Here is a 16,048-nt window from a genome sequence, read left to right on the forward strand (position 1 = left end):
CCGGCCTCGCCTTACAGGATGCCGGTGGCTTCGGTGAGCAGCCAGATGCCGATCACGAGCAGGACGGCGCCGATGGCGACGGTGAGGCCGAACTGGCCCCAGGTCTTGCGGCCGGTGTGGATTTCCGCGTAGGTGCCGTAGGCGTGGTAGCACACGCCGATGAACATGGAGGCCACCACCAGTAGGGCCACGAGCATGATGATGTCGTAACCGTAGTTGCGGATGGTCTCCATGATGCCGCTGCCGGTGCCCCTGGTGGGGTTCTCGATCGTCGGCAGGCCCTGCGCGAACGAGAGCGCGGGCAGCATGGCGGCGCCGAGGGCCATGGTGGCACGCTGGGCAAGACGGGAAGTGAGGATGCGGCTTTGCATGGTCAGTCCTTTCAGTTCAGGAGAGGAGGAAGAAACTCAGAACGAGGTACATCGCGACGAAGCGGATGCAGACGCCGAGGAACTGGCGCTGATTGAGGCGGCTTTCCGACCACCCCACGTAGGCCGTTCGGATGGCCCACACGCCCCACACGAGCAGCACGGCGAAGACCACGCCCACGAGGACGGTCGCCATGGCTGAGGGCGCGATGCCGCTGTTGGCCTGGAATGCGGAGAGCTGAGCGCCAGTCATGGCTGGCCCTCCGGTATCGGCGCCGGTGACGCGGGCGCGGACCGCTCGGTGCGGTAGTCGCCGGCCAGTTCGGACGGGTCGCGCGGCTGGGCGCGCGAAGGCGTAAGGTGGTCCTGAATGCCGGCGCGCACGCGCGCCAGGTCAGCCAGCAGCCTTGGGTAGTCGAAGTGGTAGCGCTCGCCTGGAGCGATGGAGGTACGTACGGCGCTGTGCGCAACGGTGCGCTCAAGCGCGTCGATTTGGCGAAGCGCCGCAGCCAGTTCCTGACGCTGTGCCGGCGTTTCGGCACGGGCCATCGGTGACTGGCCCAGCAGGAGGACCGCCACGAGAACAAGGGGAAGAAGGGGCACGCCGCGATGCGCGGCGCGCAGCCAGATCGAAGCTGCCATCGCGCCATTCCTGTGTGATCAGCAATGGCTAGATCGTGGAGATCGGTGGTGCTTCAGGCTGCAAACAATAGGAACTCAGCTATGCCCGGATTGATTGGTCGTTCTGTTTGGCATGTCCCCTTGATGTGGTGCGATAAAGCTAGCTGCCGCAATCCAGGTCGTCGCGTACCAGATGCCATGGGCCGATCGCCACGCACAAGCCAGCCGCGGCCGCCTGCAAGCTGAAATAGAAGTGCTCAAAAGTTTGCACCGGCGCGTGAGGCACGGGGCTGGCCCGAGGCCGCCACCCATTCCGACCATGTGACCGGCCTCATGCGCTGTTGCTGGGCATCCGCCCATGATCGAGAGACTGGCGACGTCAACCGGCTACAGGCTGCGCCTTATGTGCATCGCCCTCGACATGGGCGTCACCCCACTTCTTCAACGCATGGATCACCGGCTTCAAGGTCTGGCCGTAGGCCGTCAGTCGGTATTCCACCTTGGGTGGCACCTCGGGATAAACCTTGCGCGCGATTAGTCCGTCGCTTTCCAGCTCGCGCAATTGGTTGGTGAGCATACGCTGGGTGATGTTGGGCAGCAGGCGGCGCAGTTCGTTGAAGCGCAGCACCTGCTCGGTGAGCAGGCGGTAGAGGATTACGCCTTTCCACTTGCCGCCGATCAGGGTGAGCGTGGCTTCGACCGTGCAACCGGCGGAGCAGGTGAAAGTTTCATGTGGGATGCGGGCCATGACAGTACCTTTTTCGACACTATGTGCAAAATATGTGCGTTCTTACGTAAATCGCCAATAGGAGCAAGAATAGCTGCATTATTCACTGAATGGAGTGCACTATGAAAGCCATTGGATTCAATCAACCGCTGCCGATTTCCGATCCCCAAGCCCTGGTCGATCTCGACCTGCCCGAGCCCGAGTACGGCGAGCAGGATCTACTGGTCGAAGTGCAGGCCATCGCCGTCAACCCGGCGGACACGAAAGTGCGGGCCTCCGCGCAGCCTGCCGCCGGAACCTGGCGCATCCTCGGCTGGGATGCCGTAGGACGGGTACGCGCGGTCGGCGCCCGCGTGACCGGGTTCCAGCCAGGTGACCGGGTGTTCTACGCGGGTGCGATCGACCGGCCAGGTTCCTACGCCGAGTTGCAGGCGGTCGATGCACGCATCGTGGCCCATGCACCGGTGACGCTTAGCGACGAAGACGCCGCTGCGTTGCCGCTGACAGCGATCACTGCTTGGGAAACCCTGTTCGACCGCCTGCGGATCGAGCAGCCCGTGGCGGGCGCTGCCAATGCCATCGTGGTGATCGGCGGGGCCGGCGGTGTCGGCTCCATCACAATCCAGTTAGCGCGAGCCCTGACGGATTTGACCGTCATCGCCACCGCGTCGCGTCCCGAAACCGTCGAGTGGGTCAAGAAGCTGGGCGCCCATCAGGTCATTGATCATCATCAGCCACTGGCGCCACAGATCGAGGCGCTGGGCTTGGGCGCGCCGGCCTTCGTGTTTTCCACGACTAACACCGATCGCTATCTAACCGACATCGTGGAACTGATCGCACCACAGGGGCGGATCGCGCTCATCGATGACCCCAAGTCGCTCGACATCGTCTCGCTCAAGCGCAAGAGTCTGTCGATCCACTGGGAGTTCATGTTCACGCGCTCGTTGCTGGGGACGGCCGACATTGCTCGCCAGCAGGACATCCTGCGCAAGGTGGCCGAACTCGCAGGCCATGGAACGATCACGACGACGCGCACCCGCTCCCTCGGGACGGTCAGCGCGGAAAATCTGCGCAAGGCACATGCCCTGCTCGAAAGCGGACAGGCCATTGGCAAGATCACGTTGGCAGGCTTTGCTTCGCAGGAGCAAGGCATATGACGATACGAGGCGTTTTCCGAGCACTGGCCGCGTGTGACATGTTGACAACGTTGACTCGCTACCGTTAGAGGTACTTTTTGAAGCTGCCTGCCGTCAAGCTGACGGCCAACCCCAGCAAGGCCGCGCTCGGCAGCAGGATCACCAGCGGATGCACCGAAATCGGCAACGCGAGGTATGTCACCCAGGGCAATACAGCCAGCGGCATCAGGCTTGCCTTCGCGCGGTGGTAGATGAAGCCTGATTCTCGGCCCGCGCCGAATCGGCGCACGTCACGTCTGACCAGGCCGTCGATCAGGCCGACGAATGCCGCAGTAAAGATCAGCGGCAACGTGAGCACCAGTACCAGCAGCCGCACCAGGAACGTCAGCGTCGTGAAGGCTGCGGCGATCAGGTAGTTCTCGGCCCAGACATAGACCTCGCTGATGTAGTAGCGGAAGTTGCGTGCCTGCGCGTGGCTGGGTGCCCGGGCGCGCTCGGCGGTCTGGCTCATGCGTTCCAGCAACCCGGAGCGCACGAATACCCATTCGTATCCGGTATCCACGAGCGTGTGTGCCGTGCGCCCCGGCTCCTGCACCACCACGCTGCGCGTGAAGTGGCTGGACAGGTGCCCTAGTTCGTACTGCAACATCTGCTGGGAATGCCGCCAGCCCTGATCTTTCCAGAACAGGTGCATGCCCACGCACTCCATGACGATGGAAAACAGCAGCGAGCCGATCAGCACCCCGAGCAGCCGGAACGGCAAGGTGAAGGTGCCGACGATCAGCCCTCGCCGGCGGTTCTGCTCCCGTTGCGTGGTGGTAGCGGCATCGCTCATGGCGTGGCCTCATCGCTGGCCGCGCCGCCTGAGTCCATGGTGGTGGGCGTACTGGGAACTACCTCGTCGAGCAGACCATCAGGCAAAGCCGCGTCCTGCAAGGCGGGCGAACTGGTGAACTCCCACCACTGGGTCGCGTCGGTGTAGCTCTGACGCATGTAGCCGGCGAGCTGCTGCAGATCCTGCGGCATCAGCTCATCCGGGTCCGGCGCGGGCAGCGGCATCCTGATCTTCCAAAGCTGGCCACCCTGCATCAACGCGAAGCACTGGCCTTTCGGCAGGCTGACAACGTGGGATGGCTCGACCATCGGCACGCTGGACATGCTGATGCGGTCCTGGGTGTTTGACGTGAAGTCCGTCGCGCCGCGGATGTCCGAACTGTCGGTCGCGCCCGAGACGATGGTGGTGGTATAGACCTCCACCTTTGGCAGTTGCCGGGTCAGCAGTTCGGCGGTGGCCGTCTCCCGCACCCGCAGCATGAACAGGTTGTTGAAATTGCCGATGACCTGGCCGGCCTTCGCGCGATTTCCGATGCGGGCCTCGATATCGGAAAGCGTCTGCGTGTAGGCCGTGACCTGCAACCCTGCGCCGCCGCCCTTGTTAATCAACGGCACAAATTCGTCCCCCATCAACTCGTTGAACTCATCGGCATGGACGTTGATCGGCACGCGCGTGCCTGCCGATGCGCCTGGCAGACCATCATCGATCCCATGCTTGTAGATGTGCCCGGCCACCGACACCAGGTCGGAGAACATGGAGTTGCCGACCGCCGCAGCGACCTCGGCGTCGGACAGCGCATCCAGGCCGATATAGACGACGGCGCGCTTCCTGATCACTTGCATCCAGTCGAAGATCGGACGGGGATCGGCCAGGTCGGAGTAGTTCGGTGCCAGGAGCTGCGCGATCTTGCCGCTGGTGAGCTTTTCCAACAGGGGGAGGAGCGACGCGACGATCTTGTCAAAGTAGGTCTTGTCGTAGCGCACCGCCGAGCGCAGCCCGTCCAGTACGGGGTCATAGTTTCGGGCCTGGCTCAGGTACTGCTCCAAGGCCACCACGCGCTTCTCGCGGCCGATCATGTTGCGCGGAATGTTCTTCTCGTTGAGCTTGGCCTCGATCTGGACGATTACCTCCCAGGCCTTGGGTTCGGTCTTGGCGAAGTAATGCTGCGCGTACTCCAGAAACAGCGCGTCGATGTTGATGACGTGCCGCTGGATCAGCATGTAGTTCGGTCGCTGCCCCAATTCCACCAAGGCTCGGGCAATGATGTTGACAAAGCGCCAGGCGAACTCCCTGAAGGCGGCCGAGTTGCCTTCGCCGGAGAGTTGTCCTGCGATGCGCGTGGCGACTTCCGAGATACGGCCGAAACGCCCCACCGCGTTGTAGCGGGCACTGATCTCCGGCCAGCCCAAATGGAAGACGTAGAACTCGCCTTCGCGTCCCGCGCGCTTCGCCTCGACGTACATCCGCTTCAGCAGATCGGCATCGCCTTTGGGATCGATGACGATGACCACCTCATGCTCGCCATCGGCGTTCTTGCGACGAATGTCCTGCGTGACGAACAACTCGGCGAGTCGCGTTTTGCCCACGCGGGTGGTCCCCAGGACCAGCGAGTGGCCGACACGCTCGCCCAGCGGCAGGCTGACGTCCACTTCATCGGGCTCGATGCCATGTAGCCGCGGCAGGCCACCCACGGGCGGCAGCGGCTGAACGGGGTTGAAAGGCACATCCCAGCCCGTGAGCCGCGCCAGGCGCGACAGTGGGAATGGCGCGAACTCCAGCCGCTCCTCCAGCCTTCGCGCCAGCCGGTAGGCCGGCGTCGGCTCCGCGTAGCGGCGAAACTCCGGCCGGTATGTCTGCATGAGCCTATGGGTGTGCTTCTGTTCCCACAGGAACCCGCGCCCGATGAAAAGCCGCTGTTGGCTGACGGGCACGTCCTTGCTCGTCATCACATAACGCGGCAGGCGGCGGATGTTGCGCCTGTAGCGCAGGATCACGCGGGCATCGCGGTAGCGGATCGCGCCATAGGTGCCGAACGCCAGGGCGCTGCCAACGCCCATCGCGGGGCTCAGCGCGAGCGACCACGGGGCCACCAGGGACAGAAACGCGGCGCCTGCACACGCCGCGACGGTATATAGCTCCACCGCTGGGCGTAGCAGAACCTCAACTGGCTGTTTCCCCGACATAGCTTCATTGCTCGATGCCGGTGGCCGTGACCAGCGCCGGGTAGTGCCGCAGGCCCAAGCGCTCTGCCAGGTCGTCGCCAGCCACGGGCGCGAGGGGCACGCCGGGCACAAGTGCACGCAGCCGCGCCAGGCCCTGCACGGTTTCGACGTTGACCACCAGGCCGACCGCGCCGCGCTCGCGCAGCGATGCCGCCTGGCGACGCAGCCAGGCGTGGGATGCCTCATCGTCGCCGACGACCACGAATGCCCGCAGGCCCGGTGCCTCGATCACCCGCCGCGCGACGGTGCCGGGCGAGAGCTTCGTGCTGCGCACCGGCAGCATCGCAGCCTCGTCCGCAGGTGTTGCGGGAACCTTGGGCGTCGGGATGGGAGGCCGCGCCGGGCTGTTGCCGCGCGGCTGGAGATTGAGGGCTTCGTAGTACGGCAGCGCCGATGTGCCGCCGCGGTCCTCGACTACGATCAATGGTTCGGCTGCGTGTGCGACCAATGGCAGGGCCGCCAGGAGTACGAGCAGGCCCCTCAAGGTGAGATGGGCCGGAAGGGATTTCGTCATGGGATGTTCTCCTGGCGTGCGGAGCGCACTGCGGCGGTTGGGCGCGTGCCTTGCACGCGGGCAAGGTGGCGGGACACGCTGCGCCGATAGCGGGCGGCGGGCTCGCCGCCTGCTGGGCGGTGGTAGCGGCCAATCGCCAGCAGCCAGTCCTCGCCGGGGGTGTGCTGCTCCTTCAGGATCTCGGCGGCGATCGCCAAGTTGCGATATGGGTCAAGCAGATCGCAGGCGCTGGTAATGCGCTGCTTGTGGTAGCCCAGGTTGATCTGCCCCAGGCCCGCGTCGATGCGTGTGTGCGGCGTGGAGCGCATCGCCTGCTGCAAGCCGGAGCAGGCATCGGCGCGAGTGGCGAAACGGCGAGACTGGCCGGCGATGTTGAGCGACCAAGGCCACGGCACCAGACGTCCATTGCGGCGGATGCCACTCTCCTGCAAGGCCACGGCGTAGAGCACGGTGGAAGGAATCCCCGCGCGCTGTGCGGCGAGCTGGTAGGCCGGTGGCGGAACCTCCTGGGCATGGGCGCTACCGACGTACAGGCCCGCAGCGAGCAGCAGCGCGCACAGGGGCCGCAAGGCGGCTACGGCTGACGCTGCCATTGGCCGTTCACCTCACGCACGACGGCTGGCAAGTCGCCGGGCAAGCCCAACGACAGCCACCGTCCACTGTCGTGATTGAGCGTGATGCTGCCGCTGCGCACGCGCGCCGGATCGACATTCGCCCGCTTGGCCCAGTCGCGGATGCGCGCATCGTCCTGGCGGCTGCCGACCATATACACGTCGAACGCGGCACCCGAGGACTGCAGGCGCTGCACGAGTTGCCCGCAGTCCACACAACCGTCCTTGACGAACACCGCCGTGCGGCCACTGCCGCGCGCGGCTGCAGTGCTCGGGCCTTCGTCGGGCAGATTCACGCGCTGCATGCCGGGGTTGAGGCGCTGCCAGGCCTCGTCGTAGGCGCGCTGGTAGGCGAGCAGCTTCTCGACGCGGCGCGCTTCGGCCTTCACCTGCAATTCAGCGTAGCGCCGCCGTTCCTCGTCCGACCGGGCCTCGACGCCCAGCGCTGAAAGCGGGTCCAGGTTGGGCGAGTAGATGCCTAGCGGCCCCTCCATCAGTTCGCGGTAGCGCTGCCATTCCTGCGGTTGCAGTCCCCAGTCGCTCGCCACGCGGTCGTCCAGGAGGCGGCTGATCACTGGGTGCTCCTGGCTCTGGGCATTGCGGGACTGGGCCGTGGAGGGTTGCTGTGCCCAGGCGGGCAACTGCGCTGCGGCCAGCAGGAACAGGGTGAACAAGATCGAGGGTTTCATGGCGGGGCTGCCTCCGTCAGGGAACCGCCAGACGGCGGGTCTGCTCGCCGGCCTGGAAGATGGCGACGTTGCCCTCGACCGCATGCAGGTACCACGGGCCGATCGCATCGCCGGGCAGCAGCACCTGAACCTGGTCGGCAGTGAATTCGCCTGTCGCTGGTGCGACGGAAAGGCTGCGCTGGCCGGCCCGCAGTTCGACGCTCACGACGCGGAACGGCAGCGGGGGCGGCTCGGGTTTGGTGACAGCCTTGCTCGGTGGACGCGGCTGCGTAGGTACTGGGGCACGAACCGTCGCTTGTCGCACCTTGACCTGCTCGACCTCGGCACGCAGCGCCAGCAGATCGTCATTGGAGGCATGGCCACCCAGCGCCTGTTCGATCTGCGCGATGCGGGTTTCCAGCGCCTGCCGGGTGTCCTGCAGGCCCGCCGCGGTTGCGGCGGCTGGCCGCTGCTGTGCGGTCTCGATCAGCCCGGCTACCTGTGCTTCGAGCCGCTGCAGGCCGGAATCGACCCGTTCCTGGTCGGCCAGGCCGCCCATCGCCTGGTAATTCAGAGCCACAAAGGCGCTCAGGCCGATCAGCCAAAGCCATAGCAGGCTCTGCACGACCACGGCGGCGGTCGAGCGCTGGGAAGGCAGTGGAGCATTGTTCATGGCTGGCCTCCCGAAATGGGCGGCATCTGCGGGATCGCCTGCGCCGCCTCGGTGGCAAGGGGTTCGGAGACCAGATCGGTGCCTGCGTCGCTACCGGGCCGCTCGAAGCAAACCTGTCGCGTGCGGTCATCGGCGTGCAGTTCCCAGGCCGGGCCGACCAGGGTAAGCAGCGCATCGCGCAAGGTCATGGGGCCGAGATGCAGGTGTGCCGCCGGCAACGGCAGCGCGTACAGCCCGATCACGGTATGCGCCGTCTCGCAAAGCTGGTAGCCGCTGCGCTTGAGTACATGCCGCAGCCCGTCGCCGACCGTGGCGCGGGCATCCTCGGGCATGGACACGTCGATGGTCTGCAACAACAGGTCGCGCTGCGCCGCCATCGGCGCCAGCTCCACGAGGGTGTAGCGGCCATAGCGCACGACGGGGATGAAATCGGGCGTTGCAGCCTCGGGTGCGGGCGCGATTTCCTCGATGGCGTCAGGCATCAGCGGTGCCGTGGTGGTCGCGCAGCCGCTGGCCAGGGCTGCGGCCAGGAGACCGGCGCTGGCCAGGTGCCGGGATACAGGGATTGCGGGCATGGCATCGGCTCTTCATGTTGCGATGCCGATACCTTGGCGGCGCGCGGTTGTACGGTCAGCCAGGAATGCGAACTGGGGGTTGCCCGGTTTCAGGGAGGGCGGCAAGGCCAAGAAAAAGGCCCCGAGCGGGGCCTGTGAAAGTGGATGTCACGCTTGCCGGATCAATCTCGCGCCAGCTTCAGGCCAGGATCGACCTGCGCCAACATCAGGCCATAACGCGCCAAACGCACGGAAATGTCCTCTGCGCCGAGATTGCCGTCCTCGATGCGCTGTTGCATGAAGGCGGCGATCTGAGCTTCCAGCACATCGCGGTCAGCTTTTGACGGCACCGCGGCCACGTCGATCGACCAAGTATCCACTTCCGCGGCGGTCTCGCCGGTCAGCAGTCCTTCGCCGATGGCGCGTTCGCGCATACCGCGCAGCCGCGCCAGCATGTCCGAGGCAACCTCGCCGTTGAGCAGGTAGGCCACGTCCAGCGTGAGGCGAGCATTGACGACTTCGGGCGTAGTTTGGGTATGGGTGTTCATGGAAATCTCCTTGGGATGAAAAAACGCAGCCACGTCCACGGAGACCGTGGGCGTGGCTGCAAGGTGGGAACAACGGAAAGCCGGCGGCGCGAGGCCGGCATTGGCGTGGGATCAGGCAGCGACCAGTTGCCGGGCCAAGGCCACTTCAACCGAGTCACCATCCTGGTTCAGGACATCGAGCCCCGATTCGGGCACATCGCCCGAAGTGGACTGCGAGACCATGATCTTCTTGGCCATCAGTTCCAGGCAGGTCATCTGCGAGGAACCGGCGTAGCCGAGGTAGATCACGCGCACGGGCTGTTTCTGCCCGATACGCCAGGAGCGGCGTGCCGCCTGCTGGAGCGAATACACGTTGTAGCCACTCTGCATGAACACGATCGTGGGAAAGTCCAGCAAGTCCAACCCTGTCTTCACAAGCTCGGGATTGGTGATGAGCACGTCGATGCCACGGTCCAACTGCTCGGCGATCCAGTCCTCGCGACGGCTGGCATCCACGCTTGCACGCAGCACCGCCACCCGAAAACCCTCCTGCTCCAGCAGCACCTTCAGACGCGACGTGGTGTCGCGCGTGCCGGTATAGACCGTGTAGGCCAGCACCTTGCGGCCCTGTGCCTTCTCTTCCTTGCAGATGTCGATCAGCTCACGCTCCTTGGGGCTGATCTCGAACTCGTTGAACTGAGCCGGGACGAACGCCAAGGTGTTGCGCGTGCGTGGATGCACCACGGTTTCCGGCCGGAAGCAGCAATCCGGCCAGGCCAGTAGCACGTTGAGTACCACGCCCAGCAAGGTCGTATCGCGTCGCGCCAGAGCCTGTTTCAGCTCCGCGGTCAGCCGCCCCGCCAGATCGCGGTAGGCCGCGGCTTGCGCCGTGTCCATTGCGACTTCACGGAACTCTTCGTCATACGGTGGCAGGACGTTGCCGCCAATGTCCTTGAGCTTGAGGAAGATGGTGAACGGCAGGATGCACCGCAAGACCCCTTTCGGGCCGAAGCCCGGAGCCTTGACCGTGCGTACCGATACCTTGGTGCCCTTGGCCGTCTTGTGCGCCGTGCCGGTGCTCTCGGAGTAGATGTCCTTGAGGACGCCGTGATCGCGCATGAACGCCATGGCGGCCGAGGTCATGCTGCCGCTCGTGGTCGGGCGATAGCCGTCTTCGATCATCCGCCCGGGAAGGGCTCGGAACAGCAGGTAGAACAGGTCGTCGCCGTAGCCGCCCATCAACGTGCCGGTCAGCAGCAAAGTCTTGCGAGCCTTCGCCGCCAGCACGCCCATGGCCTGGCCCTGGGCACTGCCACCGTTCTTGTACTCGTGCGCCTCGTCGGCGATGAGCAGGTCGAATGTGCCTTGCGGCAGGTAGCGCTTGATGAACTCGGACGGCTGGTAGCCGCCCTCGCCAAAGCCGAACTCCATGTTGGCCATCGCACGCTCCATACGCGTGGCTTGACGGTCGGAAAACACCAGCTCGCCGTTGCCGTCCATGAGGTTGATGAACTCATGGATGTTGTCGCCGAGCATCGAGGCCAGGAAGCCGTCGCCGAACTTCTGCATCAGCTTCTGCGCGGTGACTTCCCCGATGGTGGGGATACGCTTCAAGGCTTTGAGGACAGCCGAGGACTGGTCGCTACCGGCCATGCTTCGCGGACGCATCAGCGTCCACAGGGGCGCGGCGCAATGGCTGCACTTCCTGCGGTACTCCTCGGCTTCGAGCGCGACCGGGTTGACCGGCTCGCCGTCGAGGTCGGTGATGACCGTGCCGCAGTCCGGGCAGGCCGCCACATCGCCGTGACGAGTGCGCCGCTGGGTGAAGACAGGCTTCCAGTGGAACCCCATCCGCATCCTGACGCGCCCCAGGACAAAGAACTCCTGGCCTGTGGGCTGCACACCCAACTGCTCGCGCAGCTTGATGAGCTTGACCAAGGTGTCAGGGCCGTTGAGCACCCACACCTTGGCGCCAGCCACCGTCTCCTGGATCTCCCGCCGCCACTTGTAAACAAGGTGCGGTGGCGAAAGAACCAGGGTGCGGCGATAGCCTTCGGCGTTGAGCACGGCGGCCGTGGCAATGCCGACGGTCGTCTTGCCGCAACCCATTTCGCCGTTGACGATCGCGGCGCGTTCGCCACGGTCGATCAGCAGCTCGGCGGCGGCATGGACGACTTCGGCCTGGGCCGGGAACAGCTTGCGCTTGAGGCTGGCGACGACGAGTTGCCGATGCGCCTGCGGCTGGCCGGTATAGACCGGCGGGTTGGCGCTGTTGAGGGCGTCGAGCAGTTCGTCGCCGAACTCACTGACGAAATCCTGAAGGCTCAGGGTTAGAGGGGAAGATTCCGCGTCGAGCAGTTCGCCCTGTACGGACGTGGCTTCGGCGGTGGTGGTTTCGAGATCGAGGGACATGGTGATGCTCCAAAGAAAATGGGGCATGCACCACCCGCCAACGGGGCGATGGCATGCCCCGTGGTGGGAAAAAGGACGGCGAACCGTCAGCGGTGAAGAGCGATCAGCGGATGGTCAACACCTCGCCCCGCGTGGCGGAGCTAGGCGTCATGTCCCACGCGCGGATGACAGGCACGAACTTGTCGGTGAGGATGCGGGTCTCGGCGATGGAGCCGTCTTCGCGTTCGGTGAATTCCCGCTGGAGCGTCTTGTCCTTGTGGGTGTCACCTTTGACAACGAGCACGCGCCCGGTCTTGGAGCGCACAACCCCCGAGATCGCGCCCGCGGCCAGAGCCAGGGCGAGATGCCAGTGGGACAAGGCCCGCGCCGGTGGACGCAGCGACTGCTGCGCGGCCCCCAGGTGCGTGTCCAGCGACGGCCAGAGGCCTTGCAGCCTGCCAACCTCGTCGGCGAACTGCTCGGGCTCCATCGTCACGCGGAAGAAATGCTCCGGCTCGGCCGGACTGGCGGGGACGATGTACGGCAGGAACGGCCAATCGCTCGGCAGCTCCTCGGCTTCGACTTCGCCAAGCCCAACCTGCAGCAGCAGATTGCGCACGGCCTTGACGCCATCGGGAGCCTGTTCACGCTGTCGCACCCTTCGGCCGAAGATCACCACCTGCTTGAATTGCGTTTCCACCGCTCGGTAGATGCGCAGGTCCGTGTAGTGGCGTGTCAGCCAACCGACCAACTCCGCGTCGAGCACGTAGCCGGGGACGATGAAGACCAGCACGCCGCCGTACTGCAACAGCGACAGCGAACGCTGATATTAACCCGGCCCTTAAATAAACTGTTTTATCTATAATGTGTGCATGGAAAAGATCGATGCACGCAAGCTGGGTCCTGAAGGGCGCGAGACGCTGCGCAAGATGGTGCTGCGCCTGAATACGCAGTCTGGAATGAACGGCGTGGAGTTGGCGAAGATCGCCGGCGTCCATGTGCGCACGGTGCAGGCGTGGCTGAGGAAAGCGCGCACGGACGGTGTCGGGGCGCTGGTCGAGAAGACGCGAGGCCGGCCCTATGGGGCCTGCCGGAAACTGACGATGGCGCAGGAAGTGTGGGTGCGCCAGCGCATCGTGGCCGCGGTGCCCGAGCAGTTGAGCTTGCCTTTCGCCCTGTGGACCCGGCGGGCGATCCAGGCCTTGGTGGAGCAACAATTCGGACTGCAGTTGTCCGATCGTCTCGTAGGCAAGTACCTGAAGCGCTGGGGCTACACCGCTCAGCGCCCGGTCAAAAAAGCGATGGAGCAGCGTAACGATCTGGTCCAGGCTTGGCTGCGCGAGCGTTACCCTGCCATTGCCGCGCGCGCCAAGGCCGAGGGCGCGGTCATCTACTGGGCCGACGAAACGGCCGTCAAGGAAGACACGAACTGGATTCGAGGCTTTGCGCCGGCCGGTCGCACGCCGGTGCTCGAGGCGTCGGCCCGCTGGGCCAAGCTGTCGATGATCTCGGCCATCACCAATCGGGGCGAGATCGCTTTCCAGATCGTCGAGGGCACGATCAACGCAGAACGCTTTATCGAGTTCCTCGACCGACTGATCGCCAGTGCGGCGAGCAAGGTGTTCCTGATCGTCGATAACCTGAGGGTGCATCACGCCAAGCTCGTCCAGGCCTGGGTCGAGCCGCGTCGTGCGCAGATCGAGTTGTTCTACTTGCCGCCCTATGCGCCCGAGTCCAATCCGGACGAATACCTGAACCACGACTTCAAGACCGCCCTGCGCCTGGAGCCTCCCAGCCGCGATGATTCGCAGCTCTTGAAGAAGGCCCACGCCATCATGGACCGCATCGCATCGCTCCCCGAGCGTGTCCGGTCCTACTTCGAGCACCCGGCCGCTGCATATGCTGCGCAGTGAGCGTATTTAAGGGCCGGGTTAATAGAACAGTTTTTCGAGGCGGGCACGGCCCTGGCCCTGGTATCCGATGTTGCCGTTGACGTCCTTGGACAGGTCGCCATACGGCGGGTTGAGCCAGAGCAACCCGAAGGACTGCTTGGAGACCATCGTGTCCATCAGGTCCGCGTGCAGGCAGTGATCGACCAGGCCGCGGGCATGACGTGCCCGCTCCGGGTCGAACTCGACGGCGAACGCCTTGGCCTGCTCGCGCCCGAGGGCATGGGCGGCTTCGGCGATCGCCACGCCTTCGCCGGCGCAGGGATCGAGGATGCACATCGGCCCGTCGCTGGGCATCAGTGCGTTGAGGGCTCTTTCGAGCGTGGGTTCGTCGGTCGGGTAGTAACCGTTCTTGGCGAAATTGCGGGCGAGCCGCGGGAACATGAGGGCCATGGAAGTCTCCTGGTTGGCGGGGATGAAACACGGAAGCGCGCCAAGGCGTGCCTCCGTGGGTGGGTCAGGCCGCTACCACTTCCGGCGTCCAGATCTTGGCCGGGTATGGATAGGCGGTGAGTACGTCACTGCGGATCAGGGAACCCAGCGCCAAGGTCAGCGCCGGCACGTCGATGGCGAGCCGATGGCCTTCCAGCGGCCCGAGGGCGAACGGAAGGTGGACAAGCATCTCGCGGCTTTGCAGCAGTTCCAGCACGGTCTCGCGCCAGTGGTCGAGCAGCGGCAACGGGCAGGTGTCCCGCACCAGCATCCACAGGCGGTCAAGCCGGTGGGCGCTGTCGCGTGGCAGCAATGCCAGTGCGCTGGCGTTGGCCTTGTCGGGCTTGACGCAGCGCCGGTCGAACAGCCACACGTTGGACAGCGAACCGAACAGCGTTCGCCGATAAGCGCGGGTCATGCGCTTTTCCAGGCGATCGACGTTGCCGACGAACACCGGGACGCTGCCGCCCTGGCCGGTGATGATGTGGAACTGGTCCAGTCCCTGCTCGTCGCGCCCGAGGGTCAGGCGAGCAAGGAACTGCTGGACGGCGGTGTCGCGCGCCCAGATTGACAGGAAGATCAGGTTGCCCTGGTCATCGCCGACGCAAGCGTCGGCCATCACGTCCGGGCATTCGTCGATGCGGTACAGCGTGGTGGAAGAAGTGTTTGCGGGCATGGTGGTGTCCTCGGATTAACGGGAACAGCACCGCCCGCTGGGGCAAGTACTGCCCCAGGGGGTGGAAGAAAACGCTCAGTCCGGCTCGAACTGCCGGGTGCGCGGGTTGAAGTGAAGCGGCTCGCCCGCCGAAGTGATCGGCGTGAAGCCTTCCAGGTAGATGTTGTTGAGGTACTGGTCGCGGTAGGTCAGTGCCTGCCGTGCCTGGTCCTCGGTGAGGCCGTTGTCGATGAAGTACGCCAGCATTTCCTCGTCGGAGGACACTTCGTCGTTGGACAAACTGCCTTCAACGAGTGCCAGCAGCGAGGGCGGAAGCGCAGCCAGGATCGGGTCCATGTCGGTTCCTCCTGACTCAGACCATCAGCGGCGCGGCGGGTGCCGTGACAGCCGTGGGTGTACGCCGCCGTGCGTGGTAAGCGCGAACGCCGGTACGCCAGTTGGCGGACTGCTCTGGTGCCATGTCGAGATAGCTCAACGGGCACGAGTAGTAGTACGGGGACATGCACTCTTCCAGCGGCTTGTAGCCCCACTGGTTGCCGCTGCGTTCCAGCAGATCGCAGCGGATGTAGCGCAGGGACTGGCCCGGCGCAAGATCACGATGCACACCTTCGACCTTGGCGGTCAGTTCGACCACGGACCACAGCACGTTGCCGCGCAATGCGTGAGCGATGACCTTCGCGCTGACGCGCTCGGTCTGCTGCGGTGCGATCAATTCCGCGATCAGTTCAGACCGCGATTGGGGAGAGAAATACCAGCCCATGAGATGCCTCCTGAAGAAGTAGAGCCGGAGGCCTCCCCGCTGGGAGGAACCCCCAGCGGGTGATGGAATACCGCATCTGCGGCGAAGGAACCTATGCGTTGCCCTCAATCCCAGTCGTCATCGTCTCGATCACAACCGGCCGGGCAGCAGCCGAACTCGATCCCGTGCGAGCAATAGCCATGCTCCGCATTCCAGTCCTGGGTTTCCTGCCGTTCGGCAGGTGTTGCGTAGTCCCATTCTTGGGCCGCGATTTCCAGAGCATGAGCGCACTGGCTTTCCGGCAGACGACTGACTTGCGCGTCGATCTCGGAACTGAAAAGCGTGACCCAGTGTTCCCAGGACAGGCCGCAACCACGCTGGGCGTGCTCGGCGGCGGCCTTGCAA

The 16,048-nt window shown here is 64.8% G+C and carries 19 protein-coding genes and 3 pseudogenes; 2 read left to right on the forward strand and 20 right to left on the reverse strand.

The window, feature by feature from the left end:
• Positions 1–11 precede the first annotated feature (11 nt).
• From V8Z74_RS20245 to V8Z74_RS20265, 5 genes and pseudogenes are all read right to left on the reverse strand, one after another.
• A complete protein-coding gene (locus tag V8Z74_RS20245) occupies positions 12–371 on the reverse strand; it encodes a TIGR03745 family integrating conjugative element membrane protein (protein WP_087535325.1) in 360 nt (119 codons plus the stop codon).
• Between the two features lie 16 nt (positions 372–387).
• Positions 388–621, reverse strand: coding sequence for a TIGR03758 family integrating conjugative element protein (locus V8Z74_RS20250; RefSeq protein WP_087535324.1), 234 nt, complete (start codon positions 619–621; stop codon positions 388–390).
• A complete protein-coding gene (locus V8Z74_RS20255; protein WP_087535323.1) occupies positions 618–1,010 on the reverse strand; it encodes an integrative conjugative element protein, RAQPRD family in 393 nt (130 codons plus the stop codon). The genes V8Z74_RS20250 and V8Z74_RS20255 overlap by 4 nt, the downstream gene beginning before the upstream one ends.
• Before the next feature lie 145 nt (positions 1,011–1,155).
• Positions 1,156–1,327, reverse strand: a pseudogene (locus V8Z74_RS20260) (LysR family transcriptional regulator); the annotation flags it as partial.
• Positions 1,328–1,368: 41 nt separating this feature from the next.
• Positions 1,369–1,737: a winged helix-turn-helix transcriptional regulator gene (locus tag V8Z74_RS20265; RefSeq protein WP_087535322.1), complete on the reverse strand. Its 369-nt coding sequence runs from the start codon at positions 1,735–1,737 to the stop codon at positions 1,369–1,371.
• A 101-nt stretch (positions 1,738–1,838) separates the two neighbouring features.
• Between V8Z74_RS20265 and V8Z74_RS20270 the strand changes: the two genes are divergently transcribed.
• On the forward strand, positions 1,839–2,873 hold the full coding sequence (locus V8Z74_RS20270) for a zinc-binding alcohol dehydrogenase family protein (protein WP_087535321.1): 1,035 nt from the start codon (positions 1,839–1,841) through the stop codon (positions 2,871–2,873).
• Between the two features lie 64 nt (positions 2,874–2,937).
• On the opposite strand, the gene V8Z74_RS20275 is transcribed toward V8Z74_RS20270, so the two are convergent.
• From V8Z74_RS20275 to V8Z74_RS20320, 10 genes and pseudogenes are all read right to left on the reverse strand, one after another.
• Positions 2,938–3,687 (reverse strand): TIGR03747 family integrating conjugative element membrane protein, encoded by a 750-nt coding sequence (locus V8Z74_RS20275; protein WP_087535320.1) that lies wholly within the window; start codon positions 3,685–3,687, stop codon positions 2,938–2,940.
• A complete protein-coding gene (traD, locus tag V8Z74_RS20280; RefSeq protein WP_087535319.1) occupies positions 3,684–5,870 on the reverse strand; it encodes a type IV conjugative transfer system coupling protein TraD in 2,187 nt (728 codons plus the stop codon). Before traD ends, V8Z74_RS20275 begins: the two co-directional genes overlap by 4 nt.
• A gap of 4 nt (positions 5,871–5,874) precedes the next feature.
• The gene (locus tag V8Z74_RS20285; protein WP_087535318.1) at positions 5,875–6,423 is read right to left on the reverse strand and encodes an integrating conjugative element protein; all 549 of its coding nucleotides are present in this window, start codon (positions 6,421–6,423) and stop codon (positions 5,875–5,877) included.
• Complete coding sequence (locus tag V8Z74_RS20290) at positions 6,420–7,016, reverse strand: transglycosylase SLT domain-containing protein (protein ID WP_087535317.1); 597 nt, start codon at positions 7,014–7,016, stop codon at positions 6,420–6,422. Before V8Z74_RS20290 ends, V8Z74_RS20285 begins: the two co-directional genes overlap by 4 nt.
• Positions 6,998–7,723, reverse strand: a complete 726-nt coding sequence (locus V8Z74_RS20295) for a TIGR03759 family integrating conjugative element protein (RefSeq protein ID WP_087535316.1) — start codon at positions 7,721–7,723, stop codon at positions 6,998–7,000. The genes V8Z74_RS20290 and V8Z74_RS20295 overlap by 19 nt, the downstream gene beginning before the upstream one ends.
• 16 nt (positions 7,724–7,739) lie before the next feature.
• Complete coding sequence (locus tag V8Z74_RS20300) at positions 7,740–8,375, reverse strand: hypothetical protein (RefSeq protein ID WP_087535315.1); 636 nt, start codon at positions 8,373–8,375, stop codon at positions 7,740–7,742.
• Positions 8,372–8,950, reverse strand: coding sequence for a PFGI-1 class ICE element type IV pilus protein PilL2 (gene pilL2, locus V8Z74_RS20305; protein ID WP_087535314.1), 579 nt, complete (start codon positions 8,948–8,950; stop codon positions 8,372–8,374). The genes V8Z74_RS20300 and pilL2 overlap by 4 nt, the downstream gene beginning before the upstream one ends.
• Before the next feature lie 161 nt (positions 8,951–9,111).
• Positions 9,112–9,477, reverse strand: a complete 366-nt coding sequence (locus V8Z74_RS20310) for a hypothetical protein (protein ID WP_227493120.1) — start codon at positions 9,475–9,477, stop codon at positions 9,112–9,114.
• Positions 9,478–9,588: 111 nt separating this feature from the next.
• Entirely contained in the window at positions 9,589–11,868 is a 2,280-nt protein-coding gene (locus tag V8Z74_RS20315; RefSeq protein ID WP_087535313.1) for a helicase-related protein, read from the reverse strand.
• Between the two features lie 103 nt (positions 11,869–11,971).
• Positions 11,972–12,676, reverse strand: a pseudogene (locus tag V8Z74_RS20320) (DUF6094 domain-containing protein); the annotation flags it as partial.
• 43 nt (positions 12,677–12,719) lie between these two features.
• On the opposite strand from V8Z74_RS20320, the gene V8Z74_RS20325 reads away from it, so the two are divergent.
• Entirely contained in the window at positions 12,720–13,760 is a 1,041-nt protein-coding gene (locus tag V8Z74_RS20325; protein WP_349710917.1) for an IS630 family transposase, read from the forward strand.
• 21 nt (positions 13,761–13,781) lie between these two features.
• On the opposite strand, the pseudogene V8Z74_RS20330 reads toward V8Z74_RS20325, so the two are convergent.
• The 5 genes and pseudogenes from V8Z74_RS20330 to V8Z74_RS20350 form a co-directional block, all read right to left on the reverse strand.
• A pseudogene (locus tag V8Z74_RS20330) lies at positions 13,782–14,213 on the reverse strand (DUF6094 domain-containing protein); the annotation flags it as partial.
• A gap of 40 nt (positions 14,214–14,253) precedes the next feature.
• Entirely contained in the window at positions 14,254–14,904 is a 651-nt protein-coding gene (locus V8Z74_RS20335; RefSeq protein WP_087535311.1) for a hypothetical protein, read from the reverse strand.
• Between the two features lie 75 nt (positions 14,905–14,979).
• The gene (locus V8Z74_RS20340) at positions 14,980–15,240 is read right to left on the reverse strand and encodes a hypothetical protein (protein WP_087535310.1); all 261 of its coding nucleotides are present in this window, start codon (positions 15,238–15,240) and stop codon (positions 14,980–14,982) included.
• 16 nt (positions 15,241–15,256) lie between these two features.
• Positions 15,257–15,664 carry a hypothetical protein gene (locus V8Z74_RS20345; protein ID WP_087535309.1) on the reverse strand — a complete coding sequence of 136 codons (408 nt, stop codon included), beginning with the start codon at positions 15,662–15,664 and terminating at the stop codon, positions 15,257–15,259.
• Positions 15,665–15,768: 104 nt separating this feature from the next.
• A partial coding sequence (locus V8Z74_RS20350; protein ID WP_349710918.1) for a hypothetical protein occupies positions 15,769–16,048 on the reverse strand: 280 nt, incomplete at its 5' end.

The organism is Comamonas sp. w2-DMI, from assembly GCF_040187735.1.
Taxonomy (GTDB): domain Bacteria; phylum Pseudomonadota; class Gammaproteobacteria; order Burkholderiales; family Burkholderiaceae_C; genus Comamonas; species Comamonas terrae.